The organism is Streptomyces sp. JLBT605 (assembly GCF_058215555.1).
Window position 1 is genome coordinate 386,865 of record NZ_CM177087.1, and the last position, 23,781, is coordinate 410,645.

The 23,781-nt window shown below is 72.5% G+C and carries 23 protein-coding genes; 11 read left to right on the forward strand and 12 right to left on the reverse strand.

Going from position 1 to position 23,781, the window contains the following annotated elements:
• Positions 1 to 257 precede the first annotated feature (257 nt).
• Both AC4BDD_RS01975 and AC4BDD_RS01980 read right to left on the reverse strand, forming a co-directional pair.
• Positions 258 to 575 carry a hypothetical protein gene (locus AC4BDD_RS01975; protein ID WP_490689209.1) on the reverse strand — a complete coding sequence of 106 codons (318 nt, stop codon included), beginning with the start codon at positions 573 to 575 and terminating at the stop codon, positions 258 to 260.
• Positions 576 to 822: 247 nt separating this feature from the next.
• A complete protein-coding gene (locus AC4BDD_RS01980) occupies positions 823 to 3,132 on the reverse strand; it encodes a SpoIIE family protein phosphatase (RefSeq protein ID WP_490689210.1) in 2,310 nt (769 codons plus the stop codon).
• Between the two features lie 252 nt (positions 3,133 to 3,384).
• Here AC4BDD_RS01980 and AC4BDD_RS01985 point away from each other — a divergent pair, with 252 nt between their 5' ends.
• Complete coding sequence (locus AC4BDD_RS01985; RefSeq protein WP_490689211.1) at positions 3,385 to 4,845, forward strand: AlkA N-terminal domain-containing protein; 1,461 nt, start codon at positions 3,385 to 3,387, stop codon at positions 4,843 to 4,845.
• A 116-nt stretch (positions 4,846 to 4,961) separates the two neighbouring features.
• On the opposite strand, the gene AC4BDD_RS01990 is transcribed toward AC4BDD_RS01985, so the two are convergent.
• The gene (locus AC4BDD_RS01990) at positions 4,962 to 6,191 is read right to left on the reverse strand and encodes an acyl-CoA dehydrogenase family protein (protein ID WP_490689212.1); all 1,230 of its coding nucleotides are present in this window, start codon (positions 6,189 to 6,191) and stop codon (positions 4,962 to 4,964) included.
• Positions 6,192 to 6,361: 170 nt separating this feature from the next.
• Here AC4BDD_RS01990 and AC4BDD_RS01995 point away from each other — a divergent pair, with 170 nt between their 5' ends.
• Positions 6,362 to 7,018 carry a TetR/AcrR family transcriptional regulator gene (locus AC4BDD_RS01995; protein WP_490689213.1) on the forward strand — a complete coding sequence of 219 codons (657 nt, stop codon included), beginning with the start codon at positions 6,362 to 6,364 and terminating at the stop codon, positions 7,016 to 7,018.
• 28 nt (positions 7,019 to 7,046) lie between these two features.
• Here the strand turns inward: AC4BDD_RS01995 and def are convergent, their stop codons facing one another.
• On the reverse strand, positions 7,047 to 7,586 hold the full coding sequence (def, locus tag AC4BDD_RS02000; protein WP_490689214.1) for a peptide deformylase: 540 nt from the start codon (positions 7,584 to 7,586) through the stop codon (positions 7,047 to 7,049).
• A gap of 231 nt (positions 7,587 to 7,817) precedes the next feature.
• Between def and AC4BDD_RS02005 the strand changes: the two genes are divergently transcribed.
• The 5 genes from AC4BDD_RS02005 to AC4BDD_RS02025 all read left to right on the forward strand — a co-directional run bounded on the left by AC4BDD_RS02005 (position 7,818) and on the right by AC4BDD_RS02025 (position 12,346).
• Positions 7,818 to 9,056, forward strand: coding sequence for a Mur ligase family protein (locus AC4BDD_RS02005; RefSeq protein ID WP_490689215.1), 1,239 nt, complete (start codon positions 7,818 to 7,820; stop codon positions 9,054 to 9,056).
• Between the two features lie 43 nt (positions 9,057 to 9,099).
• A complete protein-coding gene (locus tag AC4BDD_RS02010) occupies positions 9,100 to 9,828 on the forward strand; it encodes a type 1 glutamine amidotransferase (protein WP_490689216.1) in 729 nt (242 codons plus the stop codon).
• A gap of 130 nt (positions 9,829 to 9,958) precedes the next feature.
• On the forward strand, positions 9,959 to 10,984 hold the full coding sequence (locus AC4BDD_RS02015) for a 6-phosphofructokinase (protein ID WP_490689217.1): 1,026 nt from the start codon (positions 9,959 to 9,961) through the stop codon (positions 10,982 to 10,984).
• A 148-nt stretch (positions 10,985 to 11,132) separates the two neighbouring features.
• Positions 11,133 to 12,101 carry a cytochrome c oxidase assembly protein gene (locus tag AC4BDD_RS02020; RefSeq protein ID WP_490691619.1) on the forward strand — a complete coding sequence of 323 codons (969 nt, stop codon included), beginning with the start codon at positions 11,133 to 11,135 and terminating at the stop codon, positions 12,099 to 12,101.
• 89 nt (positions 12,102 to 12,190) lie between these two features.
• On the forward strand, positions 12,191 to 12,346 hold the full coding sequence (locus AC4BDD_RS02025) for a hypothetical protein (protein ID WP_490689218.1): 156 nt from the start codon (positions 12,191 to 12,193) through the stop codon (positions 12,344 to 12,346).
• 118 nt (positions 12,347 to 12,464) lie between these two features.
• Here AC4BDD_RS02025 and AC4BDD_RS02030 read toward each other — a convergent pair whose 3' ends face one another.
• From AC4BDD_RS02030 to AC4BDD_RS02060, 7 genes are all read right to left on the reverse strand, one after another.
• Positions 12,465 to 14,042: an alpha/beta hydrolase gene (locus AC4BDD_RS02030; RefSeq protein WP_490691620.1), complete on the reverse strand. Its 1,578-nt coding sequence runs from the start codon at positions 14,040 to 14,042 to the stop codon at positions 12,465 to 12,467.
• Between the two features lie 125 nt (positions 14,043 to 14,167).
• Positions 14,168 to 15,034: an urease accessory protein UreD gene (locus AC4BDD_RS02035; protein WP_490689219.1), complete on the reverse strand. Its 867-nt coding sequence runs from the start codon at positions 15,032 to 15,034 to the stop codon at positions 14,168 to 14,170.
• Positions 15,031 to 15,726 (reverse strand): urease accessory protein UreG, encoded by a 696-nt coding sequence (ureG, locus tag AC4BDD_RS02040; RefSeq protein WP_490689220.1) that lies wholly within the window; start codon positions 15,724 to 15,726, stop codon positions 15,031 to 15,033. The genes AC4BDD_RS02035 and ureG overlap by 4 nt, the downstream gene beginning before the upstream one ends.
• A gap of 54 nt (positions 15,727 to 15,780) precedes the next feature.
• Entirely contained in the window at positions 15,781 to 16,512 is a 732-nt protein-coding gene (locus AC4BDD_RS02045; RefSeq protein WP_490689221.1) for an urease accessory protein UreF, read from the reverse strand.
• A gap of 8 nt (positions 16,513 to 16,520) precedes the next feature.
• Positions 16,521 to 18,233: an urease subunit alpha gene (locus AC4BDD_RS02050; protein ID WP_490691621.1), complete on the reverse strand. Its 1,713-nt coding sequence runs from the start codon at positions 18,231 to 18,233 to the stop codon at positions 16,521 to 16,523.
• A 5-nt stretch (positions 18,234 to 18,238) separates the two neighbouring features.
• A complete protein-coding gene (locus AC4BDD_RS02055; protein ID WP_490689222.1) occupies positions 18,239 to 18,568 on the reverse strand; it encodes an urease subunit beta in 330 nt (109 codons plus the stop codon).
• A gap of 15 nt (positions 18,569 to 18,583) precedes the next feature.
• A complete protein-coding gene (locus AC4BDD_RS02060) occupies positions 18,584 to 18,886 on the reverse strand; it encodes an urease subunit gamma (RefSeq protein ID WP_490689223.1) in 303 nt (100 codons plus the stop codon).
• 310 nt (positions 18,887 to 19,196) lie between these two features.
• Here AC4BDD_RS02060 and AC4BDD_RS02065 point away from each other — a divergent pair, with 310 nt between their 5' ends.
• The 4 genes from AC4BDD_RS02065 to AC4BDD_RS02080 all read left to right on the forward strand — a co-directional run bounded on the left by AC4BDD_RS02065 (position 19,197) and on the right by AC4BDD_RS02080 (position 23,160).
• Positions 19,197 to 20,150: a M28 family metallopeptidase gene (locus AC4BDD_RS02065; RefSeq protein WP_490689224.1), complete on the forward strand. Its 954-nt coding sequence runs from the start codon at positions 19,197 to 19,199 to the stop codon at positions 20,148 to 20,150.
• Between the two features lie 602 nt (positions 20,151 to 20,752).
• A complete protein-coding gene (locus AC4BDD_RS02070) occupies positions 20,753 to 21,223 on the forward strand; it encodes a C40 family peptidase (RefSeq protein WP_490689225.1) in 471 nt (156 codons plus the stop codon).
• A gap of 134 nt (positions 21,224 to 21,357) precedes the next feature.
• Complete coding sequence (locus AC4BDD_RS02075) at positions 21,358 to 22,563, forward strand: nucleotidyl cyclase domain-containing protein (protein WP_490689226.1); 1,206 nt, start codon at positions 21,358 to 21,360, stop codon at positions 22,561 to 22,563.
• A gap of 93 nt (positions 22,564 to 22,656) precedes the next feature.
• A complete protein-coding gene (locus AC4BDD_RS02080; protein WP_490689227.1) occupies positions 22,657 to 23,160 on the forward strand; it encodes a DUF6328 family protein in 504 nt (167 codons plus the stop codon).
• Between the two features lie 23 nt (positions 23,161 to 23,183).
• Here AC4BDD_RS02080 and AC4BDD_RS02085 read toward each other — a convergent pair whose 3' ends face one another.
• Positions 23,184 to 23,612, reverse strand: a complete 429-nt coding sequence (locus AC4BDD_RS02085) for an ATP-binding protein (RefSeq protein WP_490689228.1) — start codon at positions 23,610 to 23,612, stop codon at positions 23,184 to 23,186.
• Positions 23,613 to 23,781: the final 169 nt, after the last annotated feature.

The following is a 23,781-nucleotide window of genomic DNA, read 5'->3' on the forward strand; positions in this document are numbered from 1 at the left end:
GCGGCTGATCCCCGGGCGCAGCGGGGCCGAGTGCGCGGATGGGCTCGGGGGGTACAGGCATTTGGCGTACCGGGGGCGGCATTGTGAACGGTGCTGCCGTCGGGGGTCGGTGCCACCGGGGCGTCTCTCCCCCAGCGCTGCCGCTGGGAGGTGCCCCCACGAACAGTGAAGAATCCTGGTCGATCGCTGCGTGCGGCTTCGTTTACCTCACTGTCCTGCGGGGAGCGCCCCGGTGTCCCCTCCCGGCGGGACGCGGCTCAGCGCCGGCGGGCGGTCCAGTGGCGCAGGCGCGCTGATGACCGGCTCAGCAGGGCGACCAGCAGGGCCCGCCGGCGGGTGCCGAGCCGGGAGGTCAGCAGCACCAGGAGCAGCGACAGCCGGAGCAGGCTCCACCAGGCGGCGCCTCCCGGCGCGAGGGGGCCCCGACCACTGACCTGGCGGCGGAGAGCGCCGCTCGGCAGCAGTGCGGTCCACCGGATCCGCCACCTGGCCGACGCCGCGTCCGCCGCCGCGCCGCACCGGTCGGCGGGGCGGGCCAGACGGCCGGGCAGGCCACGGCTCCAGCGGGTCAACACCCGTGCGGAGTACCTCAGCTGAGGGAGCGGCAGCCACCCCAGCCTCCGGCCGGGGGGACCCCCGCCTCTCCCCCGGCCTTCGGCCGGGGGGACCCCCAATCTCGCTTCGCTCGCCGCTCGCCAGGTTCTCGCCGCCAACGCCGATACCGCCCTTCCACCGCCCGGGAAGATCCGCGGTCGCCCGGGAACATCCGCGGGCCTTACCTCACCACCTCCACCGGTGCCGTGTCCCGCTCCGGCGCGCCGATCAGCGGCCGGCCGCGCGGGGGCGGCGGCGGACCAGGACGAGGGCCACGTCGTCACCGGTGCTGGCGCTCACGGCGGGGTTGATGGCCTGCTCGCCCAGCCGGTCCAGGTCCGGCACCCCGTCGGGCCCGCCTCCGGCGCCGGCCCAGTGGCCGATCCGCCGGGCGAGTTCGGCCACCCCGTCGTCGTAGTCCGTGCCGGGCTTCTCGATCAGGCCGTCGGTGTAGAGCAGCAGTGTGCCGCCCTCGGGGAGGGTGGCCTCGGTGACCGGGTAACTCTCGTCCGGGAAGATGCCCAGCGGCAGGCCGCCGGGGCCCTCCAGCACGGTGACGCTGCCGTCCGGGGCGAGCAGCAGGGGGTGCGGGTGCCCGGCGCGGACCACCTGGAGCCGGCCGGACGCCGGGTCGATGGCGACGATGCAGCAGGTGGCGAAGAGGTCGGTGTCCATGTCGTGCAGGGTGTGGTTGCCGCGCTCCATCAGCGCGGCGAGCTGGTGGCCGTCGGCGGACTGGGCGCGCATCGCGATGCGCAGCTGGCCCATCACCCCGGCTGCCCGCGCGCTGTGTCCCTGGACGTCGCCGATGATGACGCTGACCCGCCCGTCCGGCATCGGCAGGGCGTCGTACCAGTCGCCGCCGACGTCCAGGCCGTCCGAGCCCGGCCGGTAGCGCACCCGGACGTCGAGACCGGGCAGCAGGGGCAGGCTGCTGGGCAGCATCGCGCGCTGGAGTTCGGTGAGATAGCCGCGCCGCTCGTCGAAGTTCCGGGCCCTGGCCAGTGACTGGGCGAGGATGCCGGCCACCCCCGCGGCGACCAGCTGGTCGTCGGCGGTGAAGACGCGCGGGTGGTGGTAGATCACCACGCAGGCGCCGAGGATGCCGTCGGAGGTGAACAGCGGCAGCATGGCCCAGGCGTGGAGCCCGGCGAGCGGGGCCATGCGTTCGTCGGCGATGCGGTCGAGGAAGTCCTGGCGGGATTCGAAGAACATCGGCTCGCCCCGCTTGAGGTCGGACAGCGAGGACATCTCCAGGCCCATCCGGCCCATCTCGCGCAGCCGCTCCTGGTCCTCCTCCGCGTAGCCGTGGGCGCCGACCAGGTGGACTTCCCCGTCGGCGCCGAGGAGGTAGAGCACCATCCGCTGGGCGCCGAGCATCGGCAGCACCGTGGTGACCACGGTGGCCACGACGTCCTCGGTGGTGGAGGCGGCGGTGAAGGCGCGGGTGATGTTGAGTACGGAGTCCTTGCGGGCCTGCCGCTCGTCCTCGCGGTTCTGCTCCTCGGTGCAGTCCCGGCCGACGCCGATCATCCCGCGCGGTTCGCCGGAGGGGTCGTAGAGCACGCGGCTCTCGGCGTCGATCCACCGCACGGCCCGGTCGTCGCGGCGCACGATGCGGTAGCGGACGTGGTAGCGGCCGCTGACGTAGCTCTCCTTCGCGGCGGCGTCGACTTTGGGCCGGTCCTCCGGGTGCACGGCCTCGACGAAGGTCTCGATCCGCCCGTCGAACTCGGCCGGGGCGATGCCGAACAGCCGGCACAGGCGCTCGTCCCACACCAGGTGGCCGGTGGGGAAGTCCCACTCGAAGGAGCCGATGGCCGCGTTGGCCATGGCCATCTCCAGCATGGTGGCGCGGTCGCGGGCCTGGAGCGGGAGGACCTGCCGGTCCCGGCCGGGGGCACGCCCCTCTCGCGTCACTCGCCGCTTTCCGGCCCCTGCCCCGGGCGTCTCCGCGGGGCGGGGCGCGCCGCCCGGCTCCTCGTCGAGCAGTTGGTCGAAGCGGTGCGCGCACAGGGCGGCGAGGGTGAGGAAGGACCGGTGCCGGGCGAGCGAGACCGGCCCGTCGCAGCTGAGGTCCAGGGCGATCGCGCCGATGCAACGGGTGCCCACCAGCAGCGGCAGCACGGCCAGTTCGGCGGGCATCGCCTCGGTGGGCACACCGGCGTCGCAGGTGTCACCGGCGTCGCCGCGGACGGCGTCGTACTCGCCGGGCGCGGTGTAGACCGGCTCGTGCTCCCGGGTCACCTGGGCGACCGGCAGGTCGGCGTCGGCCGAGATGATCCGGTAGCGGTCCCGCAGCCCCTCGTCGCCGCCGTGCGCGGCGGCCAGGCGGAGCATGCCGTCGGCGTCGAGCCGGTAGAGCAGCCCGACGCCGCCCGCGGAGGGCAGGAACGTCCTGGCAGCCCGCAGCGCGGCGGCCAGCAGCGAGTCGGCGTCGGGCGCGGCGAGCAGCGCCAGGACGGCCTGACCCTCGAGGCTGGGTGCACCGCCGCCGTCCTGTCGGCTGCCGTCCCCCGGCCCCGGCCGTCCGGCCATCGTCCCTCCGTATCGCGTCCTCCCCCGGACGTCGTCCGCCGGGGCCCCAGGGCGGGGTCCCCGGGCGGAGTCAGGGGGAGTGCCCCAGGCCACCGCACCGCCGCACCGGGGCGCTGCCGCGGCCGTCGCGCAGGGCGCTGTCGATCTCGCGCTCCCATGGTCCCCCAGCCCGCCGGGGTGCGCATCAGCAGCGGGCCGATGTCCGAATTCCGCCAGCACCCGGCTGCCGGGATCGCGCACAGTGGAGGCGTGATGGACGAAGACAGCAGGTACGAGGCGGTGTGCAGCCGGGACGCCCGGTTCGACGGCGAGTTCTTCTTCGCGGTCGCCACGACCGGGATCTACTGCCGGCCGAGCTGCCCCGCGGTCACCCCCAAGCGGCAGAACGTCCGCTTCTATCCGACGGCGGCCGCCGCCCAGGGCTCGGGGTTCCGCGCCTGCCGCCGCTGCCGGCCGGACGCGGTGCCCGGCTCGGCGGAGTGGAACGCCCGCGCCGATGTGGTGGGGCGCGCCATGCGGCTGATCGGGGACGGCGTGGTGGACCGGGAGGGAGTGGCCGGGCTCGCGGTGCGGCTGGGCTACAGCGCCCGGCAGGTGCAGCGCCAGCTCAACGCGGAGCTGGGCGCGGGGCCGGTGGCGCTGGCTCGCGCACAGCGGGCGCACACCGCGCGGGTGCTGCTGCAGACGACCCGGCTGCAGACCGCGGACGTCGCCTTCGCGGCCGGTTTCGCCAGCGTGCGCCAGTTCAACGACACGATCCGGGAGGTCTACGCGGCGACCCCCACCGAGCTGCGGGCGACCGCCGGACGGGAGTCGAGGCCCGGCAAGGGCCAGGCGGGCGGGGTGCCGCTGCGGCTGGCCTACCGCGGGCAGTACGCGGCGGCCGGGCTCTTCGACTACCTGCAGCGGCGGGCGATCGCCGGGGTCGAGGAGGTGACCGGGGCGCGCGGGCGGCGGGTGTACCGCCGTACGCTGCGGCTGCCGCACGGGGCGGGAGTGGCCGAGGTGGCCGAGGGGCCGCGGGACCAGGGCTGGCTGGAGTGCCGGCTGCACCTGGCCGAGCTGCGGGACCTGACCTGTGCCACCCAGCGGATGCGGCGGCTGTTCGACCTGGACGCCGACCCGTACGCGGTGGCCGATCGGCTGGGCGGCAATCCTGTGCTGGGTCCGCTGGTGGCCCGTCGGCCGGGGGTACGCGCGCCCGGGGCGGCCGATCCGCAGGAGCTGGCGGTGCGGGCCGTACTGGGCCAGGACGTCTCGGTGGCCGCCGGCCGGCGGCTGGGCGAGGCCCTGGTCGCGGCGTACGGCGAGCGGCTGCCCACCGCCGACGGGGGGCTGACCCACCTGTTCCCGCGGGTGGACGTGGTGGCCGAGGCGTCGCTGGAGGAGATCGGCGTGGAGCAGGCCCGGCGCGAGGCGCTGCGGACCCTTGGCACCGCCCTCGCCGACGGCTCGGTGAGCCTGGACGCGGGGGTGGACCGGGAGGAGACCGAGCGGCAGCTGCTGGCGCTGGCCGGGATCGGCCGGTGGACGGCGGGCTACATCCGGATGCGGGCCCTGGGCGACCCGGACGTGCTGCTCGACGGGGATGCCGCGGTGCGCGCCGGGATGCGGGAGATCGGCGCGGACGCGGCGGACGCCGAGGGCTGGCGGCCCTGGCGGTCGTACGCCACGCACCTGCTGTGGGGCCGGGACGGCGAGCCGGACGCCTGAGGCAGGGCGCGGAGCCGGGGAAAGGCGGAGCCGGGGGAAGGGCGGAGCCGGGGAAAGGGTGGGGCGGACTCCGCGGCCCCCACAGCCGCGGAGTCCGCCCCACCCGCCAAGGGGGGTCAGCGGATGTGGACGCCGGAGAGGGTGCGGGCGATGACCAGCCGCTGGATCTCGCTGGTGCCTTCGAAGATCGTGTAGATCGCGGCGTCGCGGTGCATCCGCTCCACCGGGTACTCGCGGGTGTAGCCGTTGCCGCCGAGGATCTGCACGGCCTGGGCGGTGACGGACTTGGCGACCTCGCTGGCGAACAACTTGGACATGGAACCCTCGGCGGCGTCGAACCTCTTGCCGCTGACCGCCATCCAGGAGGCGCGCCACACCATCAGCCGGGCGGCGTCGATCTGCGTGCGCATGTCGGCGAGCTGGAAGGCGATGCCCTGGTTGTCGATGATCGGGCGGCCGAACTGGGTGCGCGTACTGGCGTAGTCCAGGGCCACCTCGTACGCGGCGCGGGCGGTGCCCACCGCCATCGCGCCGACCGCCGGACGGGAGGCCTCGAAGGTCGCCATCGCGGCGTTCTTCACCTTCTCACCACCGCCCGCCTTGGCCTTCTCGCGGGCGCGGGCCAGCCGCTCGTCCAGCTTCTCCTTGCCGCCGAGCAGGCAGGAGCCGGGGATCCGCACGTCCTCCAGGACGACCTCGGCGGTGTGCGAGGCACGGATGCCGTGCTTCTTGAACTTCTGCCCCTGGGACAGGCCCGGGGTGTTCGGCGGGATGATGAAGGAGGCGTGGCCCTTGGAGCCCAGCTCGGGGTCGACGACCGCCACGACGACGTGGACGCCTGCGATACCGCCGTTGGTGGCCCAGGTCTTGGTGCCGTTCAGCACCCACTCGTCCTTGGCCTGGTCGTAGACCGCCCGGGTGCGCATGGAGGCGACGTCGGAGCCGGCGTCGGGCTCGGAGGAGCAGAAGGCTGCGACCTTCACGTCGTGGACGTCGCCGTACATCTGGGGGATCCAGGTGCCGATCTGCTCCTCGGTGCCGTTGGCGAGGACGCCGACGGCGGCCAGACCGGTGCCCACGATGGACAGGGCGATGCCCGCGTCACCCCAGAACAGCTCCTCCATCGCCATCGGGATGCCCAGGCCCGTGGGGTCGAAGTACTGCTGAGCGTAGAAATCGAGCGAGTAGATGCCGATCTTGGCGGCTTCCTGGATGATCGGCCACGGCGTCTCCTCGCGCTCGTCCCACTCCGCGGCGGCCGGGCGGATGACGTCCGCGGCGAAGCCGTGGATCCAGTCGCGTACGCCCTTCTGGTCGTCGTTGAGCTCGAACGAGAACTCAGCCATGGCCCCTCCAACAAAGCTTGTTACTAGCGGTAACGTGAGTCTGTTACCGACGAGTAGTCCATGTCAACTCCCCCCGCCATCGAGCCCCTCACCTGCACAGAGGTGTTACGTTGCGCAGGCACCCCAGAAACACCGGGGGCATGGAACGTAAGGGGCGGGGAGGCCACCTCATGAACACCGGGACCAGCCAGCGCGAGGACCAGCGGCAGGCTGCGCTGACACGCCGCAGAGAGCTGCTGGAAGCGGCGGACCGCGTCGTGCTGCGGGACGGACCGAGCGCCTCGATGAACGCCATCGCCGCCGAGGCGGGCATCACCAAGCCGATCCTCTACCGCCACTTCGGCGACAAGGGCGGCCTGTACCGCGCGCTCGCCGAGCGCCACACCGACGCGCTGCTCGCCTCGCTGCGCGCGGCGCTGGACGCCCCGAGCGACCGCCGCGAGCGCGTGGAGTCCACGCTGGACACCTATCTGGCGGCGATCGAGGCGCGTCCCCAGGTGTACCGCTTCCTGATGCACCCCGCCGAGGACGGACAGCAGACCGAGTCCGAGCGCGCCTTCGAGGTCGGGCTGCACTCGGCGCCGCTGCTGCGCCGGATGGGCGAGGAACTGGCCGAGGTGATCATCGAGCGCGTCGACCTCGGAGAGGGCGGCACCGCCACGGCCCGGGCCTGGGGCCACGGGATCGTCGGCATGATGTACGCGGCGGGCGACTGGTGGCTGCGGGAGCGGCCGTGCCCGCGCGCCGAGCTTGTGCGCAATCTCACCGATCTGCTGTGGGGCCGCCTGGCCGCCGCCGGCGACCGCCAGGACGGTCCCGGCTTCTGAGCCGGCGGGCCGGGCGGCGAATCCCGGGTCAGCGGGCCCAGGAAGCCCTGCGGGCGGCCCGCAGGGCCCGGTACCGCCGCAGTCCGGTGAGCCGGTCTACGTAGAGACCGCCGTCGAGGTGATCGCACTCGTGCTGGAGGCAGCGCGCGAAGAACCCGGTGCCCTCCACCCGTATCGGCTCCCCGGTCATGGTCACCCCCTCCACGACGGCGCGGTCCAAACGCGGGGTGCCCGCCTCCAGACCGGGCAGCGACAGACAGCCCTCCGGGCCCCGGATGACGACCCCGTCCGCCTCGACCAGCCGCGGATTGACGATGTGACCCAGGTGGCGCCGGTCCTCGTCGTCCGGGCAGTCGTGGACGAAGACCCGCAAGCCCACCCCGATCTGATTCGCCGCCAGACCCACGCCCTGCGCCGCGTACATGGTGGCGAACAGGTCCTCGACCAGCCGGGCCAGCGAGGCGTCGAAGACCGTCACCTCCTCGCAGGGGGTGCGCAGCGCCGGGTCGCCGAGCAGCCGCATCGGGTGCACGGTGCCTGAGCTGCCGGGGATCGCGCTGTTTCGCATGCCCGCAAGGGTACGGGCCGTGGGATGGCGTACCTCCCACGGCCGAAGACCCGTGGGTGGGGCTCCCCCGCGGCCGGGGGCTGGTGGGGGAGGATTCGGGCCGAGGGCCGTCTCTCGATAGGCTGATCCATGACCGTTGCCTCCCGACTGGCGATGCGGCACGGAGGGACGTATCCACCCGGCGGCCCTGGGGGGAGGGCGCGGCGCTGGACGCAAGGAGGATCTAGGACGATGGCAGGCAATTCGGCGCCGCTGTCGCCGCGGGCCAAGCTGGCCGTGACGGCGGGCAAGGCCGCGGCTGCGGTATCGAAGGCCGCGGGCCGCGGCAGCGGCTCGGTGATCGGCGGCAAGGTGGCCCTCAGGCTCGACCCCGAGCTGCTGAGCCGGCTCGCTCAGCACCTGGACGTGACCCTGGTCTCAGCGACCAACGGCAAGACGACGACCACCCGGCTGATCGCCGAGGCGCTGCGGGCCGCCGGCCCGGTCGTCTCCAACGCGCTCGGTGCCAACATGCCCGCGGGCATCACCTCCGCGCTGGCCGGTGGCTCCGACGCCCGCTACGGCGTCATCGAGGTCGACGAGAAGTATCTGGCCGGTGTGGCCCGGGACACCGAGCCCAAGTGCATCGCGCTGCTGAACCTCTCCCGCGACCAGCTCGACCGGGCGGCGGAGACCCGCATGCTCGCGGAGAAGTGGCGCGAGGGCCTGAACGGCAGCAAGGCCGTGGTGGTGGCGAACGCGGACGACCCGCTGATCGTCTGGGCCGCGTCCTCCTCCCCCAACGTGGTGTGGGTCGCCGCCGGTCAGGAGTGGAAGGACGACGCGTGGTCCTGCCCGTCCTGCGGCGGGGTGCTCCAGCGTCCGGGTGACGACTGGGGCTGTGCCCAGTGCGGTTTCCGCCGCCCCACCCCCAGCTGGGCGCTGAACGGCGACTACGTGCTCGACCCGCAAGGCTCGGCCTGGCCGATCCACCTTCAGCTGCCGGGCCGCGCCAACAAGGCCAACGCCGCCACCTCGGCCGCCGTGGCCGCGGTCTTCGGGGTGCCGCCGCAGGTGGCGCTGGAGCGGATGTACCAGGTCCAGGCGGTGGCCGGCCGGTACGACGTGGTGACCTTCAACGACCGCCAGCTGCGCCTGCTGCTGGCGAAGAACCCGGCCGGCTGGCTGGAGACCTTCTCGCTCATCGACGGCCCGCCGGCCCCGGTGATCCTCTCGGTGAACGCGCGCGGCGCCGACGGCACGGACACCTCCTGGCTGTGGGACGTGGACTACACCCGGCTCGCCGGGCACCCGATCTGCGTCATCGGGGACCGCAGGCTGGACCTCGCGGTCCGGCTGGAGGTCGCCGGCCTGGACTTCCGGGTCTGCGAGAGCGTGGACGAGGCCGTCCAGCTGTGCCCGCCCGGCCGCATCGAGACCATCGCCAACTACACCGCCTTCCAGGATCTGCGTCGTCGTGTCGGCAACTGACCCCTACGGAGCCCCGTCCGCAGCACGGAGAAGGAATCGGAGCATGAGCCAGAACAGTCTGCGCCTGGTGTGGGTCTATCCCGACCTGCTCAGCACGTACGGAGACCAGGGGAACGCGCTGGTCGTGGAGCGCCGGGCGCGCCAGCGCGGGCTGGACGTCTCCCGGCTGGACGTCCGCTCCGACCAGCAGATCCCGACCTCCGGGGACATCTACCTGATCGGCGGCGGCGAGGACCGGCCGCAGCGGCTGGCCGCCGAGCGGCTGCGCCGCGACGGCGGGCTGAACCGCGCGGTGGCCAACGGCGCCATCGTCTTCTCGGTGTGCGCCGGGTACCAGATCCTGGGCCACGAGTTCATCAACGACCTGGGGCAGCGTGAGCCGGGCCTGGGGCTGCTGGACGTGGTGTCCACCCGCGGCGAGGGCGCCCGGTGCGTCGGCGACGTGCTGGCCGACATCGACGAGCGACTGGGGCTGCCGCCGCTGACCGGCTTCGAGAACCACCAGGGCGTCACCCACCTGGGCCCCACCGCCCGCCCGTTCGCCAAGGTCCGCTTCGGCAACGGCAACGGCACCGGTGACGGTTACGAGGGCGCGTACAACGACACCGTCTTCGGCACCTACATGCACGGCCCGGTGCTGGCCCGCAACCCGCAGATCGCGGACCTGCTGCTGAAGCTGGCGCTGGATGTGAACGCGCTGCCGCCGGTCAACGACCAGTGGTACGAGGCGCTGCGCGCCGAGCGCATCGCCGCGGCCTCGCAGTCGGCCTGAGTCCCCGTCGTGTCCGCCTGCCGGACGGGCTTGAGCTTCAAGCCCGTCCGGCGCTTGTATGGTTGCCTGATCCGAACCGGACGACGGGGTCCGGCCCTGTCCGTCCGAGTTGCAGAGGTATCACGGACACATGCGTATTGGTGTGCTCACTTCCGGCGGCGACTGCCCCGGTCTGAACGCCGTCATCAGGTCGGTCGTGCACCGCGCCGTCGTCGACCACCACGATGAGGTCATCGGTTTCCACGACGGCTGGAAGGGCCTGCTGGAGGGCGATTTCCGCAAGCTCGACCTGGACGCCGTCGCCGGCATCCTGGCGCGCGGCGGCACGATCCTGGGCTCCTCGCGGGTGCAGCCCGCCCATCTGCGGGACGGCGTCGAGCGGGCCCGGGGCCATGTCACCGACCTCGGTCTGGACGCCATCATCCCGATCGGTGGCGAGGGCACCCTCAAGGCCGCCCGGCTGCTGTCGGACGCCGGACTGCCGATCGTCGGCGTGCCCAAGACCATCGACAACGACATCGCCTCCACCGATGTGACCTTCGGCTTCGACACCGCCGTCGGTGTCGCCACGGAGGCGCTGGACCGGCTCAAGACCACCGCCGAATCGCACCAGCGGGTGCTGATCGTGGAGGTCATGGGGCGGCACACCGGATGGATCGCGCTGCACTCGGGCATGGCCGCGGGCGCGCACGCCATCGTGGTGCCGGAGCGCCCGTTCGACATCGAGGAGCTGACCGAGGTGGTGGGGCGGCGCTTCGAGGCGGGCAAGAAGTTCGCGATCGTGGTCGCCGCCGAGGGTGCCAAGCCGCGCGCCGGGACGATGGAGTTCGACACCGGCGGCAAGGACATCTACGGCCATGAGCGGTTCGCCGGGATCGCCCGCCAGCTCTCCGTCGAGCTGGAGCGGCGCCTGGGCAAGGAGGCGCGGCCGGTGATCCTGGGCCATGTGCAGCGCGGCGGCACGCCGACCGCGTACGACCGGGTGCTGGCCACCCGGTTCGGCTGGCACGCGGTGGAGGCCGCGCACCGGGGCGAGTTCGGGATGATGACGGCGCTGCGCGGCACGGACATCACCCTGGTGCCGCTGGCCGAGGCGGTCGAGCATCTCAAGACGGTGCCCGCCGAGCGGTACACCGAGGCCGAGTGCGTGCTGTGAGCTGACGCACCTCCCGAGGCGCACGGCCCTTCGAGGCGTACGAGAACCGCCCCCGCCCACGGCACCGATATGCGGCCCTGCCGCGTGGTCCCGGCGGGGGCGGTTCTAGTCTGGTGCGGACGCACCGGTGCGAAATGGGAGAGAGCGGATGGAGCACGGCGGCCACGGCGGCCATGGCGGGCACGACATGATGATGGATCTGCCGCCGTTCACGCTGTCGAGAGGGCTGGAGTTCAGCGGGGATCCGTTCTTCCTGATCAGCTGCTCGCTGGGGATCGCCCTGTACGGCTGGGGGGTGTTCCGGCTGTGGCGGCGTGGCGACCGCTGGCCGGTGGGCCGGGTCATCGCCTTCGTCACCGGCGTGCTGAGCGTGGCGCTGGTGATGTGCACCAAGCTCAACGACTACGGCATGGTCATGTTCAGCGTGCACATGGTGCAGCACATGGTGATCAGCATGCTGTCGCCGATCCTGATCCTGCTGGGCGCGCCGGTGACCCTGACGCTGCGCGCGCTGCCGGCGGCCAGGCGCGGGCGCAAGGGCCCGCGGGAGCTGCTGGTGGCGCTGCTGCACAGCCGCTACATGCGGGTGATCACGCATCCGGTGTTCACCATTCCGCTGTTCATCGCCAGCCTGTACGCGCTGTACTTCACCCCGCTCTTCGACACCCTGATGGGCAGCAGGACCGGGCACATCGCGATGATGGTGCACTTCCTCGCGGTCGGCCTGGTCTTCTTCTGGCCGATCATGGGCGTGGATCCGGGCCCACACCGGCCCGGCTATGTGATGCGGATGCTGGAGCTGTTCGCCGGCATGCCCTTCCACGCCTTCTTCGGCATCTCGCTGATGATGGCGTCCGAGCCCATGATCGACACGTACAAGAATCCGCCGGCGTCGCTGGGCGTCGACGCGCTGAGCGACCAGAACGCGGCCGGCGGCATCGCCTGGGCGTTCAGTGAGATCCCCTCGGTGCTGGTGCTGCTGGCGCTGGTGTACCAGTGGTACCGGTCCGAGCAGCGGCAGGCGCGGCGCACGGACCGGATGGCGGACCGGGACGGCGACGCGGAGCTGGCGGCGTACAACGCCTACCTCGCCTCGCTGCAGGCGCGCGGGCGGTAGCGCACCGGGCCATGGCCGGGGGACGATGGTCCCCTGAGCGTCAGGACCCCGGGAGGTGCGGCCGGGGCCTCGTTGAGGAGGTTACGGGGATGCCCGGATCTGCGAAGGCGATGGCGATATGCACGGTGGGGGGCCTGGTCCTGGTGACCGCCTACAGCGTGGCCCTGGGCAGCAATGGCTGGCTGTGGTTCGGCTGGTCGGTCCTGGGCCTGCTGACCTTGGGGGTGCTGGTGGCACGGGCCTGAGACCAAACAGAAGCGATCGCGCCCCGCTCCGTCTGCACGGAGCGGGGCGCGAGGCGTGTGCGGCGGGGTCGCCGCGGTGTCACAGCCCGGGTGTCACCTGGGTGTCACTGCCCGGGTGTCACTTCTTCTCGGGCTGCGGCGTGGCGTGCGGGGTGCACGTCACGTCCTTGGCGTCCACCGTGCCCTTGAGCAGGTAGGCGTCCACCCGGTCGTTGATGCAGGGGTTCACCAGACCGGTGACACCGTGCGAACCGGCGTCCTTCTCGGTGATCAGGCGCGAGCCCTTGAGGCGCTTGTGCAGCTCGACGGCGCCGTCGTAGGGGGTCGCGGCGTCACGGGTGCTCTGCACGATCAGCGTCTTCGGCAGGCCCTTGTCCGCGCCGACCTCGATCGGGGTCTGCTGCGGCGCGCCCCAGGTGGCGCACGGCAGGTTCATCCAGGCGTTGGACCAGGTCAGGAACGGGTAGTCCTTGTGCAGCCGGGTGTTGTCCCGGTTCCACTTGCTCCAGCTGGTCGGCCACTGGGCGTCGGCGCACTCCACCGCGGTGTAGACGGCGTTGCTGTTCTCCGAGGCGATGTTGCCCGCCTTGTCGGACATGTCCGGCGCGGCGGCCTCGATCAGCGGCTTCTCGTCACCGGCGAGGTAGGAGCTCCACGCCCCGGCGACCTCGGTCCACGCCGAGTCGTAGTACGGGGCGCTCTGGAAGAAGCCAAGGAGCTCGGCCGGGCCCACGACGCCGCCGATCGGCTTCTTCTTGGCGGTGGCGCGCAGGGTCTCCCACTGCTTCTGCACCTTCTGCGGCGTGTCGCCGATGTGGTAGGCGGCGTCGTTCTTCGCCACCCACGCCTTCCAGTCGTTCCAGCGCATCTCGAAGGCGACGTCCTGGTCCAGGTTGGCCTGGTACCAGATCTTCTCCTGCGCCGGGTTGACCACGCTGTCGACGATCATGCGGCGCACGTGCGTCGGGAAGAGCGTCGCGTAGACACCACCGAGGTAGGTGCCGTAGGAGACACCGAGGTAGTTGAGCTTCTTCTCACCGAGCGCGGCGCGGATCACATCGATGTCGCGAGCGGTGTTCGGCGTGGTCATGTGCGGCAGCATCCAGCCGCTGCGCTTCTTGCAGCCGTCCGCGTAGGCGCGGGCCAGCTTGCGCTGGACGCGCTTGTCGGCCTCGCTGTCCGGCACCGGGTCGAGCTTCGGGGCCTTGACGAACTCCTGCGGGTCCACGCAGGAGATCGGGGTGGAGTGGCCGACGCCGCGCGGGTCGAAGCCGACGAAGTCGTACGCCTTGGACGTCTTGGTCCACAGCGGGTTCTTGGTGGTGACCCGCTTGGGGAAGCGCATTCCCGAGCCGCCGGGGCCGCCGGGGTTGTAGATCAGGGCGCCCTGGCGCTCCTGGGGCGTGCCGGTGTTGCCGATCCGGTCGACCGCGATCTTGATCTGACGGCCGTTCGGCTTGGCGTAGTCGAGCGGGACAGTGACGAAGCCGCAGGTGATGGGCTTCTCGATGCCCCAGTCGGCGGGGCAGTCCTTCCAGTCGATGCCCGCCTTGGCGGCACGCTCCGCGGCGATCTTCACGCCGCGGGCCTCGGCGGAGCCGCCGGGCGTGCGCTGCTGACCGGCGCTGGCCGAGGGCACGGCCAGCGCCCCGGCTATGAGTGCTCCGGCGGCGACGCCACCGGCCGCGCCGATGATGGCTTTGCGTCTCACGTAGGTAACTCCCCCTGCTGTGGTCCGCCGCTTGTGACGGCGGTGGTCTGAGTGGCAGAAGGATCCTCGCTCCTGTCTCACCCATCGGTACAGGTCAAGCCGGTGTTTTTTTACCAACCCGTGAGCTGGACGGCTTCGTCGAACAATCCGCGCAGGTGGAGCGCGTTCTGTGCGACGGCGGTGACGAGCACCGCGGGTCCGGCGAGTTGGGTGGCGACCGCGGTCTCGCCGAGCGGCCCGAGCCGGGGCGGCCGGGTGGCGAAGCCGGGGTCGACGAGGAGCAGTTGGCCGACCGCCCGGTGGCCGCCGAGGACCGCGCCGCCGTCCCAGCCCGGAGCGCCCGGCCCGAAGCGCAACTCCTGGTCCAGAAGTGGCCGTCCGTCCCGGTGGACGGTGAGCCGGGTGGTGAGCGCCCCCGGCGCCTCCCCGGCACGGCCCAGGACCTGCTCCTCGCGGAGCAGCAGGCGGGCGGTGGCGGCCAGGTCGACCCGGCAGCTCTGCCGCAGATCGCTGCCGAAGGCGCAGATCAGCGGCTCCGGCAGCCAGCGCAGCGTGGCGTCGGCGCCGACCTCGAGACGGGTGTCGTAGTGGGCGGGTGCGGCGGTCCGTCCGGGCAGCGCGATGGTGGCCGCGGTGGTGGAGAAGCGCAGCGCGGCGCCGTCCGCGACCTGCGCGGTCAGGGAGAGCCGGTCGCCGCCCAGCGGGGCGCTCATGGCGCCGACCAGGGCCACCCGGGCCTCGGGGCCGCGGCCGCCGAGCCGCCGCAGCGCGAAAGGGCCCTGGCCGTCCAGGACGGGCAGCGCGGTGGAGCCGCGTCCGTCCGGCACGGCGGTGATCCGGGCCGCGGCGGTGACCCCCGCGGGCGGGTGCGGCGAGGGTGGGGCGCCGGGGTGGCGGCCGGGCGGCGCGGGCCGGTGCCGTCCGTGCGGGGTGGGCCTGGCCGGGGAGCGTGGCACGGTGTGCGCGGGGCCGCTCATGCGGCCCGGCCCGCCCAGTCCGCGAGCCGCTCGCGCACCCACTCCGCCACCGGGCGCACTCCGTCCTCGGCGACCAGGGAGGTGAACGCGACGGGCAGCGGGCCGCGCTGCGCCTCGGCGTCGCGCGCCATCCGCTCCAGGTCGGACCCGACATACGGCGCCAGGTCGGTCTTGTTGACGACGAGCAGGTCGGCGGTGGTCACGCCGGGGCCGCCCTTGCGCGGGATGTCGTCGCCGCCCGCGACGTCGATGACGAAGATCTGGGCGTCCACCAGCCCCTTGGAGAAGGTGGCGGTCAGGTTGTCCCCGCCGGACTCGACGAGGACCAGGTCCAGCGGCCCGACGCTGTCCTCCAGGTCCTCCACGGCCTCCAGGTTGGCGGAGATGTCGTCACGGATGGCGGTGTGCGGGCAGGCGCCGGTCTCGACGGCGGTGATGCGCTCGGGTGGCAGGACGGCGTTGCGCAGCAGGAATTCGGCGTCCTCGCGGGTGTAGATGTCGTTGGTGACCACCGCGATGCGCAGGTGGTCGCGGAGCGCCCGGCACAGCGCGGCCACGGTGGCGGTCTTGCCGGAGCCGACCGGTCCGCCCAGGCCGATGCGGAGCGCGCGCCGGCTGCCGTCCGGGCGCCGGACGTCGGCGGCGCTGTAGCTGTGCCGGTGCGGGTAGGTCTCCGGGTGATCGAGGTGCATGACGGCTCCGGTGCGGTGTGGGGGCTTGCGGGGATCGGTCGGTCGGGGGCTCGGTCACGAGGCGAAGAGGCGTACGGACCAGCCGGCGTGCTGTTCCGCGGTGATGTCCAGCAGCGGTGCGGAGGCGGCGGGCAGCGCCTCCGGTCCTTCGCGCAGCGCCCGCCGGGCGGCGTCGGCTCCCCGCTCCGCCACCTGGTCGAGTTCGCCGGCGAGGCGGGCGAGGACCGCGGTGGCGTCGAAGGGGTCCAGGCTCAGCAGGCGGACCACGGCGGTCGCCGGGCCGCTCACCGATTCGTACGCGGCCAGGTGTGCGGCGTCCAGCGGCCCCAGGCCCGCGGCGCGCGCGGCGAGGCCGAGGACGACGGGCTGGTGGGCGCCGCGTGGCCGGGCGGCGGCGAGCGCGTCCAGTGCCGGGGACGGCCAGCCGGCGCGTACCGCGCGGGTCAGCTGGCGGCCGAGCCGGCGGGCGGTGGCACGCAGCGCGGGGGCGGGGGTGCGGGCGTCGGCGGCCTCGTCGAGCAGCAGCGGGTCGAGGCCGGCGGCGGCCGCGGCGGCGAGTCCGGCCGCGGTGAGTCCGGCGGTGTGCAGCCGGCCGCGGCAGAACTCCTCCAACGTGCGGGCGTCATGGACCCGCCCGGAGGCGACGGCGGCCTCCGCCCCGCCGGAGTGGGCGTGGCCGCCGGCCGGGAATCTGCCGTCGGCGAGCACCAGCAGGGCGGCGCGCGCGGCGGCGCCGCCGGTCCGGCCACGACTGCCGGGCGAGGGTGCGGTGAGCTCGTCGTCCATGGCCGGGCTCAGAAGAGGAAGTAGCGTTGGGCCATGGGGAGTTCGGCAGCCGGAGCCGGTTCCACCGGTACGCCGTCGATGGTGACGGTGAAGGAGTCGGGGTCGACCTCGACCCGCGGCAGGGCGTCGTTCTCCCGCATCTCGGCCTTGGTGACCTGGCGGGTGCCGCGGATCGCGGTGAACCGCTTGCCGAGTCCGAGGCGCCCGGGCAGCCCGTCGTCCAGCGCGGTGCCGGTGACGAAGTTGAGCGAGGTGGCCGCCGGTGCGCGGCCGACGCCGCCGAACATCGGCCGTGGCAGCACCGGCTGCGGGGTGGGGATGGAGGCGTTGGCGTCGCCCATCTGCGCGTAGGCGATCTGGCCGCCCTTGATGACCAGGTGCGGTCGGACGCCGAAGAACGCCGGGTCCCACAGCACCAGGTCGGCGAGTTTGCCGCTCTCCACCGAGCCGATCTCCTGGTCCAGGCCCTGGGCCACGGCCGGATTGATGGTGTATTTGGCGACATAGCGACGGGCGCGCAGATTGTCGGCGGGCCCGTCGCCGGGCAGGGCGCCGCGCCGCCGCTTCATCACGTGCGCGGTCTGCCAGGTGCGCAGGACGACCTCGCCGACCCGCCCCATGGCCTGGGAGTCGGAGGAGATGATGGAGATCGCGCCGAGGTCGTGCAGGATGTCCTCGGCCGCGATGGTGCTGGGCCGGATCCGGGATTCGGCGAAGGCCAGGTCCTCGGGGACGGCCGGGTTGAGGTGGTGGCAGACCATCAGCATGTCGAGGTGCTCCTCGACGGTGTTGACGGTGTGCGGCCGGGTGGGATTGGTGGAGCTGGGCAGCACGTGCGGCTGGGAGACCACGCTGATGATGTCGGGTGCGTGGCCGCCGCCGGCACCCTCGGTGTGGTAGGCGTGGATGGTGCGCCCGGCGATGGCGGCCAGGGTGTCCTGGACGAAGCCCGCCTCGTTGAGGGTGTCGGTGTGGATGGCGAGCTGGGCGCCGGTGGCGTCGCAGACGGTCAGGCAGGCGTCGATGGCGGCCGGGGTCGCGCCCCAGTCCTCGTGGATCTTGAACCCGACGGCCCCGCCGCGCAGTTGCGCGTACATCGCCTCGGTGGAGACGGTGTTGCCCTTGCCCAGCAGGCCGATGTTGAGCGGGTAGGCCTCCATCGCCTCGAACATCCGGGCAAGGTGCCAGGATCCGGGGGTGATGGTGGTGGCCTTGCTGCCCTCGGCCGGTCCGGTGCCGCCGCCGACCAGGGTGGTGATGCCCGCCGACAGCGCCTCGTCGGCGATCTGCGGGCAGATGAAGTGCACATGGGCGTCGATGGCACCGGCGGTGAGGATCCTGCCGTTGCCGGCGATGATCTCGGTCTCCGGCCCGATGACGAGATCGGGGTGGACGCCGTCCATGGTGTCGGGGTTGCCGGCCTTCCCGATCCCGGTGATCCGGCCGTCGCGCAGGCCGATGTCGGCCTTGACGACGCCCCAGTGGTCGAGGACCACCGCGCCGGTGATCACCGTGTCGGGTGCCCCCTCGGCGCGGGTGGTGCGGGCCTGGCCCATGGACTCGCGGATCACCTTGCCGCCGCCGAAGACCGCCTCGTCGCCTGCCCGGCCGGGGCCGCCGCAGCGGTCCTCCTCGATCTCGATCAGCAGATCGGTGTCGGCCAGCCGGATCCGGTCGCCGGTCGTGGGGCCGAAGAGCGCCGCGTAGTCGGCGCGGCTCATCGCGGTCACCGGGCACCTCGCTCGTCCGCGTCCAGGGGCCCCGCGGTCTCGCCGCGCAGTCCGGGCACCACGCGTCCGCCCGCGATCGGGACCAGCGACACCTCGGTGGGGATGCCCGGTTCGAAGCGCACGGCGGTGCCGGCGGCGATGTGCAGCCGGCGGCCGTGGGCGGCGGCGCGGTCGAAGTCGAGCCCTGGGTTGGCCTCGGCGAAGTGGTAGTGCGAGCCGACCTGCACCGGCCGGTCGGCCGGGTTGAGCACGGTCAGCCGGATGACGGCGCGCCCTTCGTTGAGCCGCACCGGCTCGTCGGCGTGGAGGATCTCTCCGGGGATCATGGTCGGGTCCTCCGGTCAGCCGATGGGCTCGTGGACGGTGACGAGCTTGGTGCCGTCGGGGAAGGTGGCTTCCACCTGGACGTCGTGGATCATCTCGGGGATGCCCTCCATCACCTCGTCGCGGGTGAGGACCTTGCGCCCGGAGGACATCAGCTCGGCGACGGTGCGGCCGTCGCGGGCGCCTTCGAGGATGTGCGAGGTGATCAGCGCGATGGCTTCGGGGTGGTTGAGACGGACTCCGCGGGCTCGCCGCTTCTCGGCCACGTCGGCGGCCACGTGAATGAGCAACCGTTCCTGTTCGTGCGGGGTCAGTTGCACGATTCCCACCTCACCGTCGTCACTGCTGCCGATGGAGCGGGACCCTAACCGACGTCCACACGTGGTTGACCTGCGGTTGCGTCCCGTACCGCGAGGTATTGCAGATTAGAGCGGAAGCTTTTCCAACGCGTTAACTGCGCCTTTGCCCTTCCATGGCGGGCCGCCGCGCGGCGCCGCGGCCCGCTCGCACCGGTTCCCGGGGCCGGCAGTCCGATATTCGCTCTTGACGATCACCTGTTGAAGCGTCAATCCTCATGAACGCATCAATATGCATTTCCGCTCCAACCCCCCACATCAACGGAGCCCTACTGTGTCCCGAATTGCACCATGGCGCCGTGCTGCGCTCGCGGCCGGAACCTGCACCGCACTCGCCTCCGTGCTGCTCAGCGGCGCCGCCGGAGCCCAGGCGACCCCTCCCACCGCCACGGCGGCCCCCGATATCGACGTCGCGGCCGTCAAGGCCGACCTGGAGGAGCTGCAGAAGATAGCCGACGCCAACAACGGCATACGGGCGCACGGCACGCCCGGCTACAAGGCGTCGATCGACTACATCAAGGGCAAGCTGGACGCGGCCGGATTCACCACCAGCGTCCAGGAGTTCAGCAGCGGCGGCGCCACCGGCTACAACCTGATCGCGGACTGGCCCGGCGGCAGCGCGGACCAGGTCGTGATGGCCGGCTCGCACCTGGACTCGGTCGACTCCGGGCCCGGCATCAACGACAACGGCTCCGGCTCGGCCGGGATCCTGCAGACCGCGCTCGCCGTCGCCAAGGCCGACCTCAAGCCCACCAAGCATCTGCGCTTCGCCTGGTGGGGCGACGAGGAGGACGGCATGGTCGGCTCCTCCCACTACGTGGACAGCCTCGGCGACGACGAACTGTCGAAGATCGACTCGTATCTGAACTTCGACATGATCGGCTCGCCCAACCCCGGCTACTTCGTGTACGACGACGACACGGAGCTGGAGAAGGTCTTCACCGACTGGTACGCGGCGAAGAACATCGCCACCGAGAAGGAGACCGAGGGCGACGGCCGCTCGGACCACGCCCCCTTCAAGGAGCGGGGCGTCCGGGTCGGCGGCCTCTTCTCCGGTGCCGACTACATCAAGACCGAGGAGCAGGCGAAGAACTGGGGCGGCACCGCCGGCAAGGCCTTCGACCCCTGCTACCACCGCTCCTGCGACTCCGCGTCGAACATCGACGAGACGGCGCTGGACCGGAACAGCGACGCGATCGCCCACGCGATCTGGCAGCTCAGCTCCTGACGCACTCCTGGCACACTCCGGACGCGCCGTCACCTTACGCGGCCCGGACGCCGATCGCCGGCGTCCGGGCCGTGGGCGGCGCGGGCAGCGTCACCTCCGGGCGGGCCCCGGTGCCGCGACACGCGCGCCGTCCTCCGATCGGGGTCCGCTGATCGGCGCAGAACGACCGGTTCGGCGCGTTCCACCCGAGTTGCACGCCGAGGACGACCGGCGCGCCGGACAACGGGCTTCGCCGCAGGTACAGGCCCTCCATCGGCGATGACGAGACCCGCCGATGTCCAGTATCCACCCAAATAGCCTGTATGTGACGAACATCACATACCGTCGTTTCGTCTCGGTTTCCGCCGGGTCGTGCGTGACGATCCGTTGACGACAAGACCTCGCCACAGCGGTGAGGCAGCCCGGTCGGATGCCGAGTCCCGCCGCCGCCCGGGCCCTGGTCGACATCGCGGACCGGCGGGAGTGGAGGACCCAGGCAGTTCGGGGCCCGCCCGTGCGGAACGGGTGGCCCCTTGGGGTGAAGCCGCCGCGGCGGCCGGGCATTCTTCGCCTGCCCGAACCCGACAGGACTCCCTTCACAGGCAGCGGACGAAGGGGTGCGCATGACTGCGCGCACAGAGGTACCCGCCAGACCCGGCCGGGTCGGCACCGCCTCCGCGCTCACCGCGGCGGCAATCGGCGCCCTGCTGCTCCCGGCGCTGCCGACCGAGGCCGAAGCCGCGACCATCTCGGTCCGCGCACTGCGGATCGCCGCCTCGAAGAAGGGCGCCCCCTACCAGTGGGGGGCCATCGGGCCGCACCGGTTCGACTGCTCGGGGCTGACGCTCTACTCGTTCAAACGGGCCGGGAAACGGCTGCCGCGCACCGCGGCCGCCCAGTACAACCACACCCGGCACATCCGGGCGTCCGCGCGGCGCCGGGGCGACCTGGTCTTCTTCCACACCGGCGGCTACGTCTACCACGTGGGCATCTACGCCGGCCATGGCCGGATCTGGCACTCCCCCAAGACCGGGTCGGTGGTCCGGCTGGAGCGGATCTGGACCAGGTACGTGTGGTACGGACGAGTGCGCTGAGCGGTGTGCCCGGCAAAGGCGCTTCGGACACCCCCTTGAGCGCCGCCGGCCCTTCGCGCGCGTGCCGGACCGGTGCCGCCGTGCGGGGTGCGCGGGCATCATGGACGGTCCGGACACAGCTGGGGGGCCTCACCATGAGCGAGCAGTTCCAGTCCGACCGCACCTACGAGCACGTGTACCTGCTCTTCGTCGACACCGCCGGGTACTCCTCGATCGTCCTGGCCAACCCGCGCGACCAGGCGGCCCACGCCTTCGACCTGCTGCGGGACCGGATCCGGACGCGGATCGAGCAACTGGCCGGCCGGCACCGCTGTGCGCGCGGCGACCTGTGGTCCTGGCGGGGCGACGGGGGTTTCTTCGCCATCCATGACGACAGCGAGAGCGTGGCGCGGGACGTCGCCCTGGAGACGGCGCGCACCGTGGCCACGCTCGATCTGCCGCACCTGCGCGAGGAGTTCGCCCGGGCCGGCGTCCACGGCGAGCTGCACCTGCGGATCGCCGTGCACAAGGGGACGATCCGGCACACCGGCTCCGGGCGGACCGGTGCCATCCACTCCCCCGACATCAACCTGGCGGCTCATCTGGAGCGGGCCACCCCGCGGGACTGCGTGGCCGTCTCGGAGGACGTCTACCGGACCGCGGGCCCGTACGCGGAGCTGTTCGAGCCGGTCGGCAGCCATGAGGGCAAGCAGGTCTACCTGCTGGCCGCCGACGGCGGGCCGGGCGCGGCCCGCAAGGCGTGGCTGGCCGGCCGCGGCCTGACCGGCGGGATGACGCTGCACGCCTACCCGGAGCGGCCCAGCTCGGTGGAGAAGGCGCGGATGGTGGACGCGGCGACCAGCGAGGTGCTGGACATGGGCACCGCACTGCGCGCCGCCTCCAGCCGGCTGGTGACCACCGAGCGCCCGGCCCACTACCGCGACGCCGTCCTAGGCTTCCTGCGGCGGGGCGGGATCTACCGCTGCTACCTGCTGGATCCCGTCTCCGACGCGGCGGCCACCCTGGCACGTCAGCATCAGGAGGACATGACCCGGAAGATCAAGGACTCGCTGGAGCGGCTGGGCCGCTTCAAGGAGCGCTACCGCGCGGAGGCGGAGGGCCTGCGGGTCTATCAGACGGACGCGTTCCCCGGCTTCTCGGCGCTGACGGTGGACATGCGCGAGCCGAACGGGCTGATCCTCTACTCCTCGTATCTGCGGGGAACCGGCCCGTACGGGGTCATCGAGCGCGGCGACATGCCGCACTACCTGATCACCCCGCACGCCGGCCGGGTCTTCGAGCGCATCCGGGGGCTGGCGCAGGCCCGGACCACCGAGGGAACCGTCCAGCGCGTCCTGTGACCGCCCCCGCCTCGACCTGGGCGAACGGCCCACCGGTCCGCGGCGACCGGGAGTGATCCGGCGGTCACCGCTCATGACCGGCCGGGCCGCCGTATGGTGGATGACGTGCCTCGCACCCCTCGCCATGAGACACCTGTCGAGCGCGACGACCGGAACTTCGCGGAGCTGCTGCAGGAGCTGCGGGTCACCCAGACCGGGGTGCAGATCCTCTTCGCCTTCCTGCTGACCCTGGCTTTCATGCCCCGCTTCCCGGAGCTGTCCGACACACAGCGCGGCATGTACGTGACCGCGCTGCTGCTGTCCATGCTGGCGGCCGCGTTGTTCACCGCCCCGGCAGCGCTGCACCGCGCGCTCTTCCGCAAGCACGTCAAGCGTCGGCTTGTCGATATGTCATCCCGGCTGGCCAGCCTGGGGCTGGTGGTGCTGGTGCTGGCGTTCACCGCGTCCGTGCTGCTCGTGGTGGACGTGGCGCTGGGCCGGGGCGCGGCGATCGGTGCCGCCTCGGGCACCTTCCTGGTGTGCGCCGGGCTGTGGGGGGCGCTGCCCCGCTGGATGATGCCGCGCCACAAGCGCCCCCGGTCCCGGCGCACGCCCTGACCGCCGCGCCCGCACCGCGGGGTTCAGCTCACCGGCGCGCCCCAGGGCAGCGTGATCCACACCGTCTTGCCGCCCTCCGGGGTCGGGGTGACGAACAGCCGGCCCCCCGACTCGGCGGTGAGGCTGCGGATGATGACCAGCCCCCGGCCGTTGTCCTGTTGCACGGCCGCCGGAAGCCGCCGCGGCCACCTGGGGTGGCTGTCGGTGACCCCGATGCGCAGTTGCTCGGCGCGGTCGAGGTGGACGTGGACGGTGAAGGTGGGTGATGTGCCGAAGGTGTGCTGCACGGCGTTGGTGGCGAGCTCGGAGACGATCAGCCGGACGGTGTCGGCGGCCTCCGCACCGGCCGGCAGCCCCCAGTCGGCGAGGACGCCGGTCACATAGCTGCGCGCCGTGGTGACCGAGGCGGGCGCGCTCGGCAGAGTGACGGATGCTTCCTGGTGGTCTGCCATGGCGACCCTGTTCCCTTTCCCACCGGGACCGGTCTGCGATGCGGTGCCTGGGGCGGCGGAGTCGGCGGAATCGTCAGCGGTCCCCGGACGGCTGTATGCGCCAGAGTGCCATTGATGCTGCCGGTGCCGGGGGCGGCCGACCCCGATATGCGGATATCCGTCGCCCGAA